Origin of the sequence: [Ruminococcus] lactaris ATCC 29176 (assembly GCF_025152405.1) — a bacterium.
Taxonomy (GTDB): domain Bacteria; phylum Bacillota; class Clostridia; order Lachnospirales; family Lachnospiraceae; genus Mediterraneibacter; species Mediterraneibacter lactaris.
The window spans coordinates 664,081-680,841 of the sequence record NZ_CP102292.1 but is presented as its reverse complement, the minus strand read 5'-3'; the positions used below and the strand labels follow the sequence as shown (position 1 = coordinate 680,841).

The following is a 16,761-nucleotide window of genomic DNA, read 5'->3' as shown; positions in this document are numbered from 1 at the left end:
TTTGATTTTTCCATTGTCCAAACTGACACAAAATGCTATAATACTTCTGTTATTAATTTTGTCATTGACAAGGAGAGGAGTACATAATTAATATGAAGTGTCCATCATGTGGTAAAGAACTTGAGCGTATGAAAAGACAAGTCGGCACAACGGAATCCGGAGATCCGATCTTCAACGAATATGCAGTCTGCCGTGACTGTAAGAAGCAGTGGAATCTCGACAGGCAGCGTGCCAGGAAAATAGCTGCAAAAAAAGAGGCTGAACAGGCAGAAGCAAAGCCAGTCGATAAAGCTGAAAGCAAAGTCGCTGTCAGACCTGCTGAATCATCCGTATCCAAGAAGGGTGCAGCAGAAGAAAGCCCGGCTGCCAAAAAGCCTCCAGTCAAAAGATCTGCTGCCGGCTCTGACGCTGAAAAAGTAAAGGAAACCGAAAAGAAAGCCGGAGCAAAACCTGCGAAAAGACGCAGACTGACAGACGCAGAAGGAAAACCTGTACGTCCGAAGGCTTCAAGACCGATCAGTAATGATGAAACTGCTGAAATTTCCGAGAAACCGGAAAAAAGACCAGTCAAAAAGAAAGTCAGACCTGCTTCTACAGAAGAACCGCTTTCCACAAAGACGCCAGGGGAGAAAAAGGCGTCCGCAAAGAAACCGGTCAAGAAGCGTCATCCTGAAGAAGCTTCTGATACTAATAAAGCTTCTGATGAGCAGAAATATGGAAATATTCCTGCAGAGCAGGTTCGTACAAAGCGTGAAAAGGCAGTACGCAAAGGATATGAAGAGATGCTTGCGACAGATCCTGACAGCAAATTTGCCAAAAAGAAGAAAAAGGACGAAGATCCTGATGAGAAGAAAGTAAAAGATACAAAGAAAAAAGAGCAGTACGACGATGAGTATGATGATGATGAGTACGAATATGATGATGTACCAAGATTCAGACCTGCCCGTATCATCCTTGGTATCCTATCACTTCTCGGTTTCGGATATCTGATGTACAGAGGATTTACACTTGGACTGAGCAGCACCTCTTCAGACGGTTCTGCTACTTCCGGTATGGTTTATGTGATTTTGGCACTCTGCATGCTGGTTTCAGCTCTGCTGTATTTCATCATGGTGAATCGTTATACGATCTTTGCATTCCTTGCACCAATGCTGTTCTATCTGGCAAGTGCCGGATTTGCATTCCTGAAACGCGGAAGCGAACTGGAACTGCTGATTGTTGCCGGTGTAAGTGCTGCTTTCGCAGTCATCTCACTGATTCTTGGTATTGCCTCCAGAGGCGGAGATTATTACTATGAAGATGACGACGAGGACGAGGATTATGAAGATCCTTTCGAAGACGAACATGATAACTGATCTTACTCAGATTGTTGAGCTCAAATAAATTACAGAATGATGATCGGGGAATATCCCCGACAAAAATCCATCAATCCGGCAGATAGTCCGATTGATGGATTTTTTATATGAGAGAGCTTTTTATATGAAAGATTTTTTTATCAGATCCATCAACATGATAATCGCTCCCCCGTTCTTTCATTTTTTATCTTCCAGCACTGAGGATCTGCCCCGTAAAAATCACCATTCGTTCCATTTGCTACTGCCGGACAACCTCTGCACCACGCTTTCAGCTCGCATTTACTACATTTTATAAATCGGTCATATTCTCTGTATTTTTCCATCTGACAGACCCATACATCCGCCAGTCTGTCCTCAAATATATTGGCAATCCTGCTGTCCGTCACTCTCCGGCACGCCATCACGTCTCCATTGGATGCATTTCTGAACATCAGACGTACAAATGGACCTACAAAAAATATTTGCAGTAAAAGTGCTGTCGGGAAACATAAACATGCAGAATACCCTCATTGCGGTAAATACAATACTTTGAATTTTAGTTTTTGGCATTTTCTTCTCTCCTGGTATGATGTAGTCATAGACCAATAAGGTCATCCACATCATATTCTCTAATCTATATCCTGGTTGGTAAGAGGATTCTCCTCCATAATCACTCCAACCATAGATACGTGTATAAGTTACATACATTTTTGTATGATTATTCACTCCTAGACTATGTCTGTTACATAAGGTATTATTTTCCATTGGATAGGGAAAAGGACGATTTTCTCCTAGGGAGCTGGCTTATGTCCAGTAATACCCGTAACTTAAGACTGTCATTCCATCAATGAAAATTTATGTTTTAGGCTGGTTGGGAGCAATTAAGCTATACCCGTATAACGCACCAGGTAGTGTATTCATTGTTTTTTATGGAACCCTATCGGAAGGAGCATATAATGCATAACAAAAACTATATTTCCGTCGGCATTGATGTCGGTTCAGCTTTTAGCTTTATGACAATTCTTGCGCCAGACGAAACAGTGATCTTGAAACCTTTCAAGATTACTCACAATAATAAGGATTCTTTGGAACGAGCTGTTTCTGAAATTAAAAAAGCAGAAGAGCTGTATTCCTTAGAAAGTCGCACCTTTCTAGAATCCACTGGGATTTATCATTTCCCGCTCTTCTGCTATCTTGTTGATTGTGGTTTTAACGCGTCCATAATCAATCCTATTATTACACATTCTACTAAGAATGGAAATATCAGAAAAGTAAAAAATGATAAAATCGATTCTAAAGGTATTGCCAAACTAGGATTATCAAAAGATATTCCTGTTTCCCAGTTCCCAGCAAAGCTGGTTCTTGAACTGCGTAGCCTTACCCGTAAGTATTACGATTTAACTGATGAGCGTTCTGCTCATATCAATAAACTTAAAGGAGACCTGCATACCGTGTTTCCTCAGTATCTTGACGTTTTCTGTGATGTTACCGGCAAGACCTCAACAATGATTCTTCGCCAGTACGGTACTCCAGACAAGATACTTCGTGGTCATAAGAAGACCATGATTGAAAAAATATCAAAAGCTTCACGAAAAGGTCTTGCCAAAGCTTCTGAAAGATATGAGAAACTCTGTGCTGCAGCTAATGCTGCAAAGACATTTGGATGTCAAATAGACAGTATCTACTTCAATATCTTTTTAACTTTGGACCTTGTTGAAAAGCTTGATTCTGCTTTGGATTCCATACTGAATCGTATTAGGCAGCTGATTACATTCAATAAAAACGAGAAGTTTATTCAGCAGATTAAACTTTTAAATACAATCCCAGGTGTTGGCTTTCTGACTGCTGTAACAATCATGTGCGAAATAGGTGATTTCTCAGCATTCCGTAATCCAAAACAACTTTTTGCTTACTTCGGATTAGATCCTGAAGTAAATGAATCTGGAAAATTCGTTGGCACTCAGTTACATATGAGCAAACGTGGCTCCAGAATCGCGCGCCGTGCTATCTTTGCAGTAGCACTCGCCTCCATTCGTACAAAACGTAATGGAGAGGGCATCAATCCATACCTCCGTAAGTATTACGAATTAAAGTCTGGACAAAAGCCTAAGATGGTTGCAATCGGTGCTGTAATGCATAAAGTCTGCAACATCGTATTTGCTGTTCTTCGTGATGAAAAGGCATTTGAGCTTCGGTCACCAGAAGAACACTGTAAGCAGTATCAAAGACCTGCTTTAGCAGCTGCATAAAGATGCAGCTATATAAAACCATAGGAGCTTCTTGACGAAAATCCAAGTGATTTACGTTTGTTAAAGTTACTCATTTTTAGGTTTCAAAACATAAAAGAAAAATATCTATTTTTTGTCTTTTAGGTATTGACTATAACTAGCTGGTCTTTACTTGTATGAATAGCCTGGAATATCTTATATATCAAAAAAGTACGCTTTCTTGACATATAAAAACGACATCAAATACATCGCAGCTATCAGACATGGGCCGCAATAATATTTAATGTCGTTATTATTTCGCTATTTCATTTTTGCACGATGCTTATTGTATCACATTTTTTTCTGAAATATAAGCAAAATTTTACTCTGCATCAAAATCTGCTTCAAATACACCTTCCGGTGCTTTCATAGTCAGAATTCCAAGATTAAACTCTTCATCTTTCACCGTAATATGGTATTCAAAAACTACATCATCCTCAAATTTTGACAGCAGAAGATACTCTCCATTTTCTTTTCCTTCGATCTGGTCACAAATATCATTATATACCTTTGCTCCTGAAATCTCTCTCGGATAGCCGGAAGCTTTTATTTTCTGCTCGATGATCTGATATAACTCGTCCATTTTTCATCCTCGTCTTTCTTCTTAAGGTCAGCCTGCTTCTTTCACTGCCTTTGATATATTATTTTTATGATGCCAGGGATTGTGGGAGTGCGTAGCACGGAGCAATCTGTAGGCATCAAAGTCGGGGGCTTTTGACCCCGACATCTTTTTACTTTGCCCGGATCATCTGTACTACTGCCACTACAATCACGATCACCATCGCACCCAGCATGATGTACATAGGCCAGACAGGGAATCTCGTTACCAGGCTGCTGACTCCTACATCGATAAATAATCCCGTAGTAAGAATCTTTATTGCTCCCAGCATTACCAGTGCTATTTTATACAGCCTTTCTTTATTCTCCTCTGTGACAGCTACCGGGAAGTTCCATATAGACGGAACTTTTTCAATCAGAGAGAGCAAAAGCAAAATGACTGTTGCCGCAATCACCTCAATCCAAAGAATTCCTTTGCCCCCATAACTATCTGCTATTCCTGCAGCGTTAAAATGAGTCGGAACTGTTCCGGGGATCCTGCTCCAGATACATACAAGAACAATAACATATGCAAGTAACATACATAAACTGACTAAATTTGAAATTCTGCGGATCATCTTCATAGCACTCCCTCCTTTTAGGGATACTATAGCACCAGTATTTTCTTTTTACAAGTATCCGCAAACATGATTATATCCTGGTCGAATCCTGTGTTCCCCAAATCCCTCTTGCAACTACTGACACTGCACCAAATAATACACCCGCTACCGGCCACAGAATCCAGGTATAATCCCACCGCACACTCAGGAAACTCCATCCAAGATAGATTGCTGTAGCAATACACCAATAAGCAGTTGAATAGATTTCAAACTTTTTCTTTACAGCCTTTTCCTTTTGGGAATATTCTCCCTCCTGAAGCAACATATCGTAACTTCCATTGATCGTACTGACACGTACAATTAAAAACACACCCACTGCAACAAGCAAAAGGAGAATTGACACATCACTTGTAATCATATACTCCGGTTGTTCCATCGCAATTCCGATCAAAAGAGGAATAACCGCCAGAATGCAGAAAACAACTCCCAGGATAATCCCTCTTGTATAAGTACCTTCATAATTCTGCTTCTTTTCTTTTACCAGTCCTTTTACTCCATAAGCAGTTTCAATCAGTTCCTTTTTCAGATACTCATATGCTTTTCCGCGAATCCCATAAGAAATAAAAATAGCAACTGCAAGGGAAACCATCACCAGTACCACCGAAACTCCAATCCCCACCGCAGTATTTTCACTCAGATTTCCACCCGTTGCACTGGAAAGACCTGTCAGAAAAATGAGCAGTGACGGACTCATGATGCAAAGAGCAACTGCCCCTGCCAGTATGACTGCATTTTTTCTCTTCCATTCCAGAAAATGATTTGCCTCTTCCATAGATACATTCCTGTAGACTGTATCTTCTGTCCTATAGTCTGATATTTTCTCAACCTCTTCTTTTCCCATTTCATCCTTTAACAGATAATCTGTACTGACCTCAAAAATTTTTGCCATGCGGAGTAATTTCTGCAAATCCGGTACAGACGATGCACTCTCCCATTTAGAAACAGCCTGCCGTGATACAGACAGCTTTTCTGCCAGTTCTTCCTGTGACCATCCATTTTTCTTTCGCTCTTCTGCGATTTTTTCCGATAAGATCATATCCATTTTCCTCCTCTTTTCAGGTTTTCATCTATATTTTATGATCTGATGCCAGGGTCAAAAGGTCTAAGCCCACATGAGCTTGCTCATAGGTGGATGAAAGACCTTAGGACCCGCTCCGATATGAGCATAAAAGTGGGATGATAATCCCACGATATGCGAATATTGGGTAGGATTGTGGGAGTGCGTAGCACGGAGCAATCCGTAGGCATCAAAGTCGGGGGCTTTTGCCCCCGACATCATGATCTTATTATATCGGATTTTCCAGTTGCAGACTACCAAATCAGGCTGAAATTCTGTCAACCGGCAGTTGCAACTGCATAAATAATCCCTGAAGTGCTGCTATCAGTGCAGCGAAAAGAATGTTTCCAATCGCAATATACCAACGGTTGACGGGTGCAACAATATTTTTATACAAACTCTTGACTTTTTTTATGAAAAGAAGGCAAACCAAATGAACAAAAAAAGCGAAAATTACTGGCTTTTAGACGCAGTCTGATGAATCCTCTAGTTCTTCCGGATTTCTTTTGCAGCCTCAACCATATTTCTAAGACTTGCATCCGTTTCCGGAACACCTCTTGTCTTTAATCCACAGTCCGGGTTTACCCATAATTTTTCACGACTGATCTTAGTAAGCATAACTTTCAGTGCCAACACAATTTCTTCAACTGATGGTACTCTAGGAGAATGAATATCATAAACTCCAGGACCAACTTCTGTCTCAAAATGATTTTCTCTCAGCGAATCCAGAATCTGCAGATCTGAACGTGATGCTTCAAATGTAATCACATCTGCATCCATATCATCAATGGCTGGGATAATATCTGTAAATTCACTGTAACACATATGCGTATGAATCTGTGTATCTGCTTTCACTCCACTATGTGTCAGACGGAAAGCCGGGATTGCAAAATCCAGATATTCTGTATACCAGTCTGATCTTCTGAGCGGCAGTTTTTCTCTCAAGGCAGCTTCGTCGATCTGTATCATCCGGATTCCATTTGCTTCAAGATCCAGTACTTCATCTCTGATTGCAAGTGCAATCTGCGAGATGGATTCCTTAATGGAAATGTCTTCTCTTGGGAATGACCAGTTCAATATCGTAACCGGGCCTGTCAGCATTCCTTTCATGATCTTATTCGTAAGTGACTGTGCATATACGGACCAATCTACCGTAATCGACTTTTCACGATATACATCGCCCCAGATGATCGGTGGTTTTACGCATCTGGTTCCGTAAGACTGTACCCAGGCTTTTTCTGTAAAAAGGAATCCTCCCAGTGCTTCGCCAAAATACTCCACCATATCATTTCTTTCATATTCTCCGTGTACCAGTACATCAAGTCCGATTTCTTCCTGCCATGCCACACATTCCGCGATCTTCTTCTTGTTGAAATCCACATATTCCTGTCTGGTAATCTCTCCCTTTCTAAAGGCAGACCGGTTTGCCTTTACATCTTTCGTCTGTGGGAAAGATCCAATCGTCGTTGTCGGGAGCTCCGGAAGTCCAAAAGCCTCTTTCTGCAGTTTCTGACGTTCACTTCTCTTTGGCTCTCTGATATAATCCGCTTCCGTTACATGTGATAGTCTGTTTTTCACTGCAACATTTTCACATTTTCTGTCTGCCGCAAAAAGATCATGGTTTTTCTTGTAAGCTTCTCTATCGAAATATTTCTTATCTTCCGCAAGATCACCCAGTTCCTTAAGTTCTGTCAATTTTTCCTCAGCAAAAGCAAAATAAGCCAGATATTCTTTGGAAAGCTTTGTCTCATGCTTTAATGTATATGGTACGTGAAGCAGTGAACAGGAAGTAGATAATACCGTCTGGATTTCTTTTTCCTGTAATTTTTCTAAGATCTTTAAAGTTTTTTCATAATGATTTTTCCAGATATTTTTTCCATTAACAAGTCCCGCAAAAAGTTTCTTTTCCTTTGGAAACCCATATGATTCAATTAATTGAAGTGTCTCTTTCCCTTCCAGAAAATCAAGACCGATTCCATCAAACGGCATCTCAATCAGATCCTGGTAAATATCTCTTACATCCCCGAAATATGTCTGTAAAAGTACCTTACAATCTTTTACTGCTGTCAGAATCGCATCATAAAGTCTGTGGAAAAGTTCGATGTCTTCTTTTTCCATATCCTGCACCAGTGCCGGTTCATCAAACTGGATCCATGCGATCTGCTCTTTTTCACACTTCTCGATCAGATCTTTATATGCATTTACAATCTCATCCACATAATCTGCTGCTGTCTTATTTCCTGTACATCTGCAAAGCTTTAATACGGTATATGCCCCGGTTACAACCGGTTTTGTCTCTATTCCAATGCTCTTTGCTTCCGCATATTCTGACCATAATTTATCTCCCGAAATTTTGATCTCTGTATCATCTTCCAGTTCCGGAACAATGTAATGATAATTCGTATTGAACCATTTTTTCATGGCAAGTGCCTTTACATCCCCAAAAGTTCCCTGATACCCACGAGCCATTGCAAAATATGTATCCAGTTCTGACAGATTCAGTTCTTTATATCGTTTTGGAACAATGCCAAGCAGTGCCGCCGTATCCAATACCATATCATAAAATGAAAAATCATTACTTGAAATATAAGTAATCCCTGCATTCTTCTGTGTCAACCAGTGTGTCTTCCTCAGTTCCTGTGCTTTCTGCAATAATTCTCCGGCTTCTATTTCCTTCTTAAAGTACTTCTCAGAAGCAAATTTTAATTCTCTTAATGTACCGATTCTTGGAAAACCTATTACTGATATCTGCATAAATCATTACCTCCAAATTTGTTATCTCTTTTATGGAAGTCATTATAGTTCTGTCTGTGCAATTTGTATAATACATAAAAGAACATGTTAACTATAGTTTCAAGTTATAGCAAACGCCCTATCATATTCCCGCAAAGATATTCTTCAGTCTGGATACCTGATAAACCCATTTAAAACTTCTCGCTCAGTTTTTCGGAACAAAACAATTTGGACAAATTAAAAGCCTGCCTGAGATTTCACCTGTTCCGTTTCTCCTGCATACTTTAAATGAGAATCTAATCTTATCTGGGAGGACTTATGAAAAAGAAATTGATATCCATACTTCTCACTTCTGTCATGACTGTCGGGCTGTTGTCTGCCTGCGGTTCTGCTCACACTGATGACAACACTAAAAATTCTAAAACAAACACAACAGAAACTGTCTCTGACATATCCAGGACAGATTCCGATTCTGCTCCCGTCTCTGTGACATTGAATGAAGTGGCTCATTCTATTTTCTACGCTCCGATGTACGCTGCGATTGAAAATGGGTACTTTGACGAGGAAGGAATTGATCTCACGCTCGTTACCGGTTTTGGGGCAGACAAAACTATGACTGCTGTTATTTCCGGTGAAGCAGATATTGGTTTCATGGGATCTGAATCTTCTATTTATACGTACAATGAAGGAGCCAATGATTATGTTATCAACTTTGCACAGCTAACCCAGCGTGCCGGAAACTTTCTTGTTGCAAGAGAAGAAATGAAGGACTTTAAATGGACTGATCTGAAAGGCAAGGATGTTCTTGGCGGTCGAAAAGGTGGTATGCCGGAAATGGTATTTGAGTATATCTTAAAACAGAATGGCATCGACCCACGGACAGATCTGAACATCAACCAGGGCATCGACTTTGGTTCAACTGCTGCTGCATTTTCAGAAGGCAGTGGAGACTTTACAGTAGAATTTGAGCCAAGTGCCACCGCCCTTGAAAGTGAGGGAAAAGGGCATGTCGTAGCATCACTCGGTACGGACAGTGGCTATGTACCGTACACTGCATACAGTGCCAAAAAGAGTTATCTTGACAAAAACCCTGATGTCATCCAGTCTTTTACCAATGCATTGCAGAAAGGTATGGATTTTGTTCAGAATCACACCCCTGAAGAAATCGCCGCTGTCATCGCTCCACAATTTCCTGAAACAGATCTAAATACGATCACAACCATTGTCACCCGCTATTATGATCAGAAGACCTGGAAAGAAGACCTGATTTTCGAAAAAGACAGCTTTGAACTTCTCCAGGATATTCTTGAAAGTGCCGGTGAACTGGATTCCCGCACTCCGTATGAATCTCTTGTCACTACAGAATTTGCAAAAGAAGCTTTAAAGAAATAAAAAAGTAATCAGTTTTTTCAAACCACTTCTTTATGCGTCAACTCTCTTGATATGATGTCGGGGTCAAAATCCCCCGACTTTGATGCTCATATCGGGGCGGGTCCTAAGGTCTTTCACCCACCTATGAGCAAGCTCATGTGGGCTTAGACCTTTTGACCCTGGCATCTTGATCTGTTATAATGAAAAAGAAGCGTTATGAAAGGAGATCCTGCCACTTATGATCGACAAAAAACTGATTCCCTACAGCGGATTAAAAAAAGAACCCTTTTCAGGGTCTCATCATGGAATGCGGTATTTCTTTCAGGGAGATGACGGAAAAAGCAGTACCACTTTCACCGTATATATTTATCCTGAACCATGGTGCTTTGAAGAGACTCCTGAAGAAGAAAAGGAGAAAAAATCTTTTCCTCTTTCCGATGAGGGCATGGACGATGCTATTGCATGGCTTTGGGATCGATTTGAGACTGAAAAATCCAAATGGCTTGATGCGGCTAAAAATACCATGCATATTGTAAATCATGCCTGAAGGCAAAAGCAGCTACAGTTTTTCCTGACTGAATGGTCTGGAAGACTGTAGCTGCTTTTTGCTGTATTTTATATTTTTATGATACCAGGGTCAAAAGGTCTGACACCACGTGTGCTCGCACACTAGTGGTAGAATGACCTTGTGACCCGCCCCAATATGAGCATAAAAGTGGGGCGTAAGCACCACGATATGCGAATGTTGGGTAGGATTGTGGGAGCACGTAGTGCATAACAATCCGTAGGTATCATAGTCGGGGGGCTTTTGACCCCGACATCTTTTACTTTAACAGTTCCATATTTATTTTTTCAGATATTTCGCTGTCTCTAAAATACGATTTGCATTTTCCACACGTTCTTTTGTAGGTGGATCAATCCCTGCAAGCGGATAATCGTATCCCAGTTCTTTCCACTTGTATTCTCCAAGCGTATGGTAAGGAAGGACTTCCACTTTCTCGACATTATCCAGCGTTTCAATAAAATCATGAAGTCTCTCAAGATATTCATCATAATCGCTTCTCTCCGGGACAAGTACGTGACGAATCCAGATCGGCTTTTTGATATCAGACAGATAACGTGCAAATTCCAAAATATTCTTATTGGAATGACCTGTCAGAATCTTATGCTGCTCGTCATCTATATGCTTGATATCCAGCATAAGCATATCTGTATATTTCATCAGTTCTTCCAGTTTACTGAAAAAAGGCTCTTCTCTTGTAAATACAGCTCCGCAGGTATCAATATTCGTATGAACCCCTTCTGCTTTTGCCTTTTTGAACAGATCGATCATAAAATCCATCTGCATCAGCGGTTCTCCTCCACTTACTGTGATCCCGCCTTCTTTTTTCCAGTAAGACCGGTAACGAAGTGCTGTTTTCAGCAGTTCATCTGTCGTCCTCTCTTCTCCGTCCTGCATCTTCCATGTATCCGGATTATGACAGAACTGGCAACGCATTGGACATCCATTTACAAAAATAATAAAACGTACTCCCGGTCCATCAACTGACCCAAAGCTCTCCGTTGAATGGATATAACCTTTCACTTCTGACATAACTTCACCTCCCGCAACTTTTCAATAAAGTTTCTCCAATATCATTTTCTGTATTCCGACTTGTTAAAAAGGACGCAGCTTATAAAATGGCTGCGTCCTGATCTAAGTCTGATTCTTCTTAGATGATACAGATTAGTTTTTCAATATCTGATCATACTATTCTTAACATCCTCGAATCTCATTTGTATCGCTGATTACATAGTCTCGTGGCATGTTCTTGCGATAACGTCGAGCTGCTGCTCACGAGTCAGGTCGATGAATTTAACAGCGTATCCTGATACACGGATCGTGAAGTTAGCATACTCAGGTTTCTCCGGATGCTCCATAGCATCTTTCAGTTTCTCAACACCGAATACATTTACGTTCAGGTGATGTGCTCCCTGATCGAAGTATCCATCCAGTACATGAGCAAGGTTCTCTTTACGCTCATCATCTGTATGTCCAAGAGCATTCGGGCTGATTGTCTGTGTATTAGAGATTCCGTCAAGTGCAAGCTCGTAAGGAAGCTTAGCAACAGAGTTAAGAGAAGCAAGAAGTCCGCTCTTCTCTGCACCGTAAGACGGGTTAGCTCCTGGTGACAGTGGTTCTCCACCCTTTCTTCCATCCGGAAGAGATCCTGTAGCCTTACCATATACAACGTTAGATGTAATTGTAAGGATAGATGTTGTCGGTACAGAATGTCTGTAAGTATGGCACTTATTCAGTTTGTGCATGAATTTCTTCAGCAGCCAGATTGCGATCTCATCTGCACGATCATCATCATTACCGTATCTTGGGAAGTCTCCCTCAATCTCGAAGTCTGTTGTGATACCGTCTTCGTCACGGATTGCTTTAACCTTTGCATACTTGATAGCACTTAAGGAGTCTACTACGTGAGAGAATCCTGCGATACCTGTTGCAAATGAACGCTTAACGTCTGTGTCGATCAGGGACATCTGTGCAGCTTCATAGTAATATTTATCATGCATGTAGTGGATCATGTTCAGTGTATCAACATACAGCTTGGACAGCCACTCCATCATCTCATCATATTTTTCCATAACTTCATCGAAGTCAAGGTACTCAGATGTGATCGGCTGATAAGCCGGTCCTACCTGAACTTTTGTCTTCTCATCAACACCACCGTTGATAGCGTAAAGAAGACACTTAGCAAGGTTTGCACGAGCTCCGAAGAACTGCATCTCTTTACCTGTCTCTGTAGCAGATACACAGCAGCAGATGCTGTAGTCATCGCCCCATACCGGACGCATAACATCATCGTTCTCATACTGGATAGAACTTGTTGTTACAGAAATCAGAGAAGCGAACTTCTTGAAGTTCTCCGGCAGTCTTGAAGAATAAAGAACTGTCAGGTTCGGCTCTGGTGAAGGTCCCATGTTATTCAGTGTATGAAGGAAACGATAGTCGTTCTTTGTTACCATAGAACGTCCATCCTGTCCCAGACCTGCTACTTCAAGTGTTGCCCATGTCGGGTCTCCTGAGAATAACTGGTTGTATGATGGGATTCTTGCGAACTTAACCATACGGAATTTCATTACCATGTGGTCAATGATCTCCTGAGCCTCTTTCTCTGTAAGTGTTCCAGCCTTCAGATCTCTCTCGATATAGATATCAAGGAATGTAGAGATACGTCCTACAGACATAGCTGCTCCATTCTGAGTCTTGATTGCTGCAAGATATCCGAAGTACAGCCACTGAGCTGCTTCATGAGCATTCTTAGCCGGCTGAGAAATATCAAATCCGTAAGCTGCTGCCATTTCTTTCATTTCTTTCAGAGCTTTGATCTGATCAGCAAGCTCTTCACGAAGACGGAAATCCTCACCTTTCATGCCATGTCTTGCATAACGCTCAAAGTCATACTGCTTTCTCTCGATCAGGAAGTCGATACCATACAGTGCAACACGACGGTAGTCACCTACGATACGTCCACGTCCGTATGTATCCGGAAGTCCTGTAATGATCTTGTTGTGGCGGGCTTTCTTCATCTCTGGTGTGTAGATGTCGAATACTCCCTGGTTATGAGTCTTATGATATTTTGTAAAGATCTCATGCAGCTTCTCGCTTGGCTGATATCCGTATGTTGTACAAGCCTGCTCAGCCATCTTGATTCCACCATAAGGCATGAATGCTCTCTTCAGCGGTTTATCTGTCTGAAGACCAACGACCTGCTCCAGATCTTTCATGCTCTCATCTATATATCCAGGACCATAAGCCGTAAGACCGGAAACAACTTCTGTCTCCATGTCAAGAACTCCGCCTTTAGCTCTTTCTTCTTTCTGAAGTTCCTGTAATTTGCCCCATAACTTGTCTGTTGCTTCTGTAGGTCCTTCAAGGAATGACTCATCACCTTCATATGGTGTATAGTTCTCCTGGATGAAATCACGTACATCTACAGAACTTTTCCAGTTTCTTCCTTCGAAGCCAGCCCACTGTTCAAAATTAGCCATCGAAAAAATCCTCCTTTTTTCTCTCCAATAATAGTTTTGTATTTGTTTTACGGGCATAGTATAACACCACGTTAAATAAAAGACAAGCGTTATTCTGAGAATACTTTTCATGAAGGCTCTTGTATTTGATTTTGTACAAAAATGGGCGTTTTCTTTCAGTTTTATAGGTACTTTCCTCGAAGATTTTCTGTCTTTTTTACTGCATTTCAGTACATTTGTAAATTGAGCAATCAGCCCTGCTTTGCTATAATTAGGTTCATATCAATCAAATGAGAGGACGATTATGGAAATTAGAAAAACCAAACCTGAAGAACTGAATATTCTCATTCGTATGTATGAGAATGCACGTATATTTATGGCAAGTCACGGAAACCCTCTGCAATGGGGGAACACCTATCCTGCACCACAGATCCTGATGGACGATATTTCCTCCGGGAACAGCTATGTCTGTGTGGAGCATGATAAGATCATTGCTACTTTTTATTATAAAGAAGGAATTGATGATACTTATGTCCGGATCTATGAAGGGCAATGGCTCAATGAGGCTCCGTACGGAGTCGTACACCGGATCACTTCCGACGGCACGATCCGCGGTGCTGCTTCCTTCTGCCTGAACTGGGCTTTTAACAAATGTGGAAATCTGAAGATTGACACGCATCGTGATAATATCGTCATGCAGCATCTGCTTGACAAGAATGGATTTAAATATTGTGGAGTTGTCTATCTTGAAAATGGAAGTGAAAGAATTGCCTACCAGAAAGTATAAGATGCCAGGGGCAAAAGGTCTAAGCCCACATGAGCTTGCTCATAGGTGGGTGAAAGACCTTAGGACCCTGGCATCAGTATAATACAGGACAAACGCAGAGCAAAATGTGCCATGCCCTCAAAGCCTCTGGCACATTCTTTATATAAAAAATCCCACAGAACACATACCCTTTCGTACGCATCCTGCGGGATTCTTCTTTTAAGCTGGAAATCGGACTTGAACCGACGACCCCTTCATTACGAGTGAAGTGCTCTACCAACTGAGCCATTCCAGCACGAATTGCCACTTCTGATAACCTTAATTATTATAACCTGTTTTTTTTCTGATTTCAACTACTTTTTTTATTTTTTCAATTTTTTACCTGTTGATCCTTATTTGCTCTCACTCACGCCGCTAATATTTTTTCATATTATAATGTAAAGATGCCAGAGTCAAAAGGTCTAAGCCTACATAAACTTGCTCATAGGTGGGTGAAAGACCTTAGGACCCGCCCCGCTATGAGCATAAAAGTGGGATGATAATCCCACGATCTGCGAATATTGGGTAGGATTGTGGGAGTGCGTAGCACGGAGCAATCCGCAGGCATCAAAGTCGGGGGCTTTTGACCCCGACATCATGTAAATGAAAAGTCAAAATAATACCCAAATCAGTTGACATCCCTATGCCCCGGTGTTATGATTTCTTTGAACATCAGAAACGTAGGTAGAGGTTGCATTTTTCATAAGTAGGATGACGGATGTGTCAGGAACAGAGGAACTCATCAGAAAGGGAAAGATGCCGAAAGGATGAGAACTCCTGAAGGCTCATTCTTGGGCATGACATTAAGAGTGGCATGACTGTCATCGCAAGATGGAGAGCTATCTGATTTATACAATGACGTATATTTTGGAACGGCGCATCTTGCCGTTTCTTTTATTGTTTCACCATTTTAAAGGAGGATAAAAAAGAATGGCAATTTTTAAAGGCGCAGGCGTAGCGATTGCTACACCAATGAAAGAAAATCTGGAAATTAATTTTGACAAACTGGATGAGATGCTGGAAGAGCAGATCGCCGGCGGAACTGATGCGATCATCATCTGTGGAACAACCGGTGAATCCGCTACCATGACAGAAGCTGAACATGCTGAGACGATCCGCTTTGCTGTGGAACGCGTCAACCACCGTATTCCGGTTATTGCAGGAACTGGTTCTAATTGCACACGTACTGCCATTGAGCTTTCCAAAGAAGCAGAAAAAGACGGTGCTGACGGACTTCTTCTTGTAACCCCTTACTATAATAAAGCAACCCAGAATGGTCTCATCAACCACTATACTGCAATCTGTAATGAGGTTAAGATTCCTGCCATCCTCTACAATGTACCAAGCCGTACAGGATGTGGATTGCAGCCACAGACAATTGCAACACTGGTAAAAAATGTAGAAAATATCGTCGGTGTCAAGGAAGCTTCAGGAAATATCAGCAATGTAGCACAGATCATGCACTTATGCGACGGAAAGATCGATCTGTACTCAGGAAATGACGATCAGGTCGTACCGCTTCTTTCCTTAGGCGGACTTGGGGTCATCTCCGTACTTTCCAATGTAGCTCCGACTTATGTCCACGAGATGTGCTATAAATTCTTCTCAGGAGATATCGCAGGAAGCTGCAAGATGCAGTTGGATGCACTTCCACTCATTGATGCATTATTCTGTGAAGTGAATCCGATTCCTGTAAAGGCTGCCCTGAACATGATGGGAAAAGAAGTCGGAACGCTTCGTGCCCCATTGACAGAAATGGAAGATGCACATAAAGAAGTCCTCAGAAAAGCCATGGCTGATCTCGGACTGATTCAATAATCTTTCTACATGGATTTTTGAACCGAACTACTATAAAAGAGGATCTGTCAACCGACAGATCCTCTTTTTGCATTTCTCATTTTCTGATAACAACAGGTCAGGTCATATCCTGGCAGCCCCGTAGCTCTGACTCATACTT

At 41.4% G+C, this 16,761-nt stretch carries 14 protein-coding genes, 1 tRNA gene and 1 riboswitch; of the genes, 6 read left to right on the top strand and 9 right to left on the bottom strand.

Features of this window, described 5'->3' with window-relative positions; genetic code table 11:
• The first annotated feature begins 92 nt into the window (after window positions 1–92).
• Window positions 93–1,355 (top strand): hypothetical protein, encoded by a 1,263-nt coding sequence (locus tag NQ541_RS03265; RefSeq protein WP_005610461.1) that lies wholly within the window; start codon window positions 93–95, stop codon window positions 1,353–1,355.
• Between the two features lie 149 nt (window positions 1,356–1,504).
• Here the strand turns inward: NQ541_RS03265 and NQ541_RS03260 are convergent, their stop codons facing one another.
• Window positions 1,505–1,756 carry a hypothetical protein gene (locus NQ541_RS03260; protein ID WP_005610459.1) on the bottom strand — a complete coding sequence of 84 codons (252 nt, stop codon included), beginning with the start codon at window positions 1,754–1,756 and terminating at the stop codon, window positions 1,505–1,507.
• Between the two features lie 534 nt (window positions 1,757–2,290).
• On the opposite strand from NQ541_RS03260, the gene NQ541_RS03255 reads away from it, so the two are divergent.
• Window positions 2,291–3,583 carry an IS110 family RNA-guided transposase gene (locus tag NQ541_RS03255; RefSeq protein WP_023921410.1) on the top strand — a complete coding sequence of 431 codons (1,293 nt, stop codon included), beginning with the start codon at window positions 2,291–2,293 and terminating at the stop codon, window positions 3,581–3,583.
• Window positions 3,584–3,923: 340 nt separating this feature from the next.
• Here the strand turns inward: NQ541_RS03255 and NQ541_RS03250 are convergent, their stop codons facing one another.
• From NQ541_RS03250 to metE, 5 genes are all read right to left on the bottom strand, one after another.
• A complete protein-coding gene (locus NQ541_RS03250) occupies window positions 3,924–4,184 on the bottom strand; it encodes a hypothetical protein (protein ID WP_005610455.1) in 261 nt (86 codons plus the stop codon).
• 148 nt (window positions 4,185–4,332) lie between these two features.
• Window positions 4,333–4,782 carry a DUF1648 domain-containing protein gene (locus tag NQ541_RS03245; RefSeq protein ID WP_044940498.1) on the bottom strand — a complete coding sequence of 150 codons (450 nt, stop codon included), beginning with the start codon at window positions 4,780–4,782 and terminating at the stop codon, window positions 4,333–4,335.
• Between the two features lie 67 nt (window positions 4,783–4,849).
• Entirely contained in the window at window positions 4,850–5,854 is a 1,005-nt protein-coding gene (locus NQ541_RS03240) for a helix-turn-helix domain-containing protein (RefSeq protein WP_044940515.1), read from the bottom strand.
• 283 nt (window positions 5,855–6,137) lie between these two features.
• Window positions 6,138–6,272, bottom strand: a complete 135-nt coding sequence (locus NQ541_RS03235; protein WP_259936744.1) for a hypothetical protein — start codon at window positions 6,270–6,272, stop codon at window positions 6,138–6,140.
• An 89-nt stretch (window positions 6,273–6,361) separates the two neighbouring features.
• Window positions 6,362–8,629, bottom strand: coding sequence for a 5-methyltetrahydropteroyltriglutamate--homocysteine S-methyltransferase (metE, locus tag NQ541_RS03230; RefSeq protein ID WP_005613099.1), 2,268 nt, complete (start codon window positions 8,627–8,629; stop codon window positions 6,362–6,364).
• A gap of 297 nt (window positions 8,630–8,926) precedes the next feature.
• Here metE and NQ541_RS03225 point away from each other — a divergent pair, with 297 nt between their 5' ends.
• Together NQ541_RS03225 and NQ541_RS03220 are read left to right on the top strand one after the other, a co-directional pair.
• Window positions 8,927–10,000, top strand: coding sequence for an ABC transporter substrate-binding protein (locus NQ541_RS03225; protein ID WP_005613100.1), 1,074 nt, complete (start codon window positions 8,927–8,929; stop codon window positions 9,998–10,000).
• Between the two features lie 217 nt (window positions 10,001–10,217).
• The gene (locus NQ541_RS03220) at window positions 10,218–10,526 is read left to right on the top strand and encodes a hypothetical protein (RefSeq protein WP_005613102.1); all 309 of its coding nucleotides are present in this window, start codon (window positions 10,218–10,220) and stop codon (window positions 10,524–10,526) included.
• A gap of 297 nt (window positions 10,527–10,823) precedes the next feature.
• Here NQ541_RS03220 and pflA read toward each other — a convergent pair whose 3' ends face one another.
• Both pflA and pflB read right to left on the bottom strand, forming a co-directional pair.
• The gene (pflA, locus tag NQ541_RS03215) at window positions 10,824–11,573 is read right to left on the bottom strand and encodes a pyruvate formate-lyase-activating protein (protein ID WP_005613174.1); all 750 of its coding nucleotides are present in this window, start codon (window positions 11,571–11,573) and stop codon (window positions 10,824–10,826) included.
• A 194-nt stretch (window positions 11,574–11,767) separates the two neighbouring features.
• Entirely contained in the window at window positions 11,768–14,020 is a 2,253-nt protein-coding gene (gene pflB / locus NQ541_RS03210) for a formate C-acetyltransferase (protein WP_023923186.1), read from the bottom strand.
• Window positions 14,021–14,303: 283 nt separating this feature from the next.
• Here pflB and NQ541_RS03205 point away from each other — a divergent pair, with 283 nt between their 5' ends.
• Complete coding sequence (locus NQ541_RS03205) at window positions 14,304–14,786, top strand: GNAT family N-acetyltransferase (RefSeq protein ID WP_005613180.1); 483 nt, start codon at window positions 14,304–14,306, stop codon at window positions 14,784–14,786.
• A gap of 201 nt (window positions 14,787–14,987) precedes the next feature.
• On the opposite strand, the gene NQ541_RS03200 is transcribed toward NQ541_RS03205, so the two are convergent.
• Window positions 14,988–15,060: transfer RNA gene (locus NQ541_RS03200), tRNA-Thr, on the bottom strand.
• A gap of 421 nt (window positions 15,061–15,481) precedes the next feature.
• Window positions 15,482–15,654: riboswitch (Lysine riboswitch) on the top strand.
• Window positions 15,655–15,734: 80 nt separating this feature from the next.
• Here NQ541_RS03200 and dapA point away from each other — a divergent pair.
• Window positions 15,735–16,622 (top strand): 4-hydroxy-tetrahydrodipicolinate synthase, encoded by an 888-nt coding sequence (gene dapA, locus NQ541_RS03195; protein ID WP_005613139.1) that lies wholly within the window; start codon window positions 15,735–15,737, stop codon window positions 16,620–16,622.
• The last annotated feature ends 139 nt before the right edge of the window (window positions 16,623–16,761 follow it).

What these genes read in the sequence shown, in the direction of transcription:
- NQ541_RS03265 (WP_005610461.1), top strand. Translation starts at nt 93, where the DNA reads ATGAAGTGTCCATCATGTGGTAAAGAACTTGAGCGTATGAAAAGACAA.
- NQ541_RS03260 (WP_005610459.1), bottom strand. Translation starts at nt 1,756, where the DNA reads ATGGCGTGCCGGAGAGTGACGGACAGCAGGATTGCCAATATATTTGAG.
- NQ541_RS03255 (WP_023921410.1), top strand. Translation starts at nt 2,291, where the DNA reads ATGCATAACAAAAACTATATTTCCGTCGGCATTGATGTCGGTTCAGCT.
- NQ541_RS03250 (WP_005610455.1), bottom strand. Translation starts at nt 4,184, where the DNA reads ATGGACGAGTTATATCAGATCATCGAGCAGAAAATAAAAGCTTCCGGC.
- NQ541_RS03245 (WP_044940498.1), bottom strand. Translation starts at nt 4,782, where the DNA reads ATGAAGATGATCCGCAGAATTTCAAATTTAGTCAGTTTATGTATGTTA.
- NQ541_RS03240 (WP_044940515.1), bottom strand. Translation starts at nt 5,854, where the DNA reads ATGATCTTATCGGAAAAAATCGCAGAAGAGCGAAAGAAAAATGGATGG.
- metE (WP_005613099.1), bottom strand. Translation starts at nt 8,629, where the DNA reads ATGCAGATATCAGTAATAGGTTTTCCAAGAATCGGTACATTAAGAGAA.
- NQ541_RS03225 (WP_005613100.1), top strand. Translation starts at nt 8,927, where the DNA reads ATGAAAAAGAAATTGATATCCATACTTCTCACTTCTGTCATGACTGTC.
- NQ541_RS03220 (WP_005613102.1), top strand. Translation starts at nt 10,218, where the DNA reads ATGATCGACAAAAAACTGATTCCCTACAGCGGATTAAAAAAAGAACCC.
- pflA (WP_005613174.1), bottom strand. Translation starts at nt 11,573, where the DNA reads ATGTCAGAAGTGAAAGGTTATATCCATTCAACGGAGAGCTTTGGGTCA.
- pflB (WP_023923186.1), bottom strand. Translation starts at nt 14,020, where the DNA reads ATGGCTAATTTTGAACAGTGGGCTGGCTTCGAAGGAAGAAACTGGAAA.
- NQ541_RS03205 (WP_005613180.1), top strand. Translation starts at nt 14,304, where the DNA reads ATGGAAATTAGAAAAACCAAACCTGAAGAACTGAATATTCTCATTCGT.
- dapA (WP_005613139.1), top strand. Translation starts at nt 15,735, where the DNA reads ATGGCAATTTTTAAAGGCGCAGGCGTAGCGATTGCTACACCAATGAAA.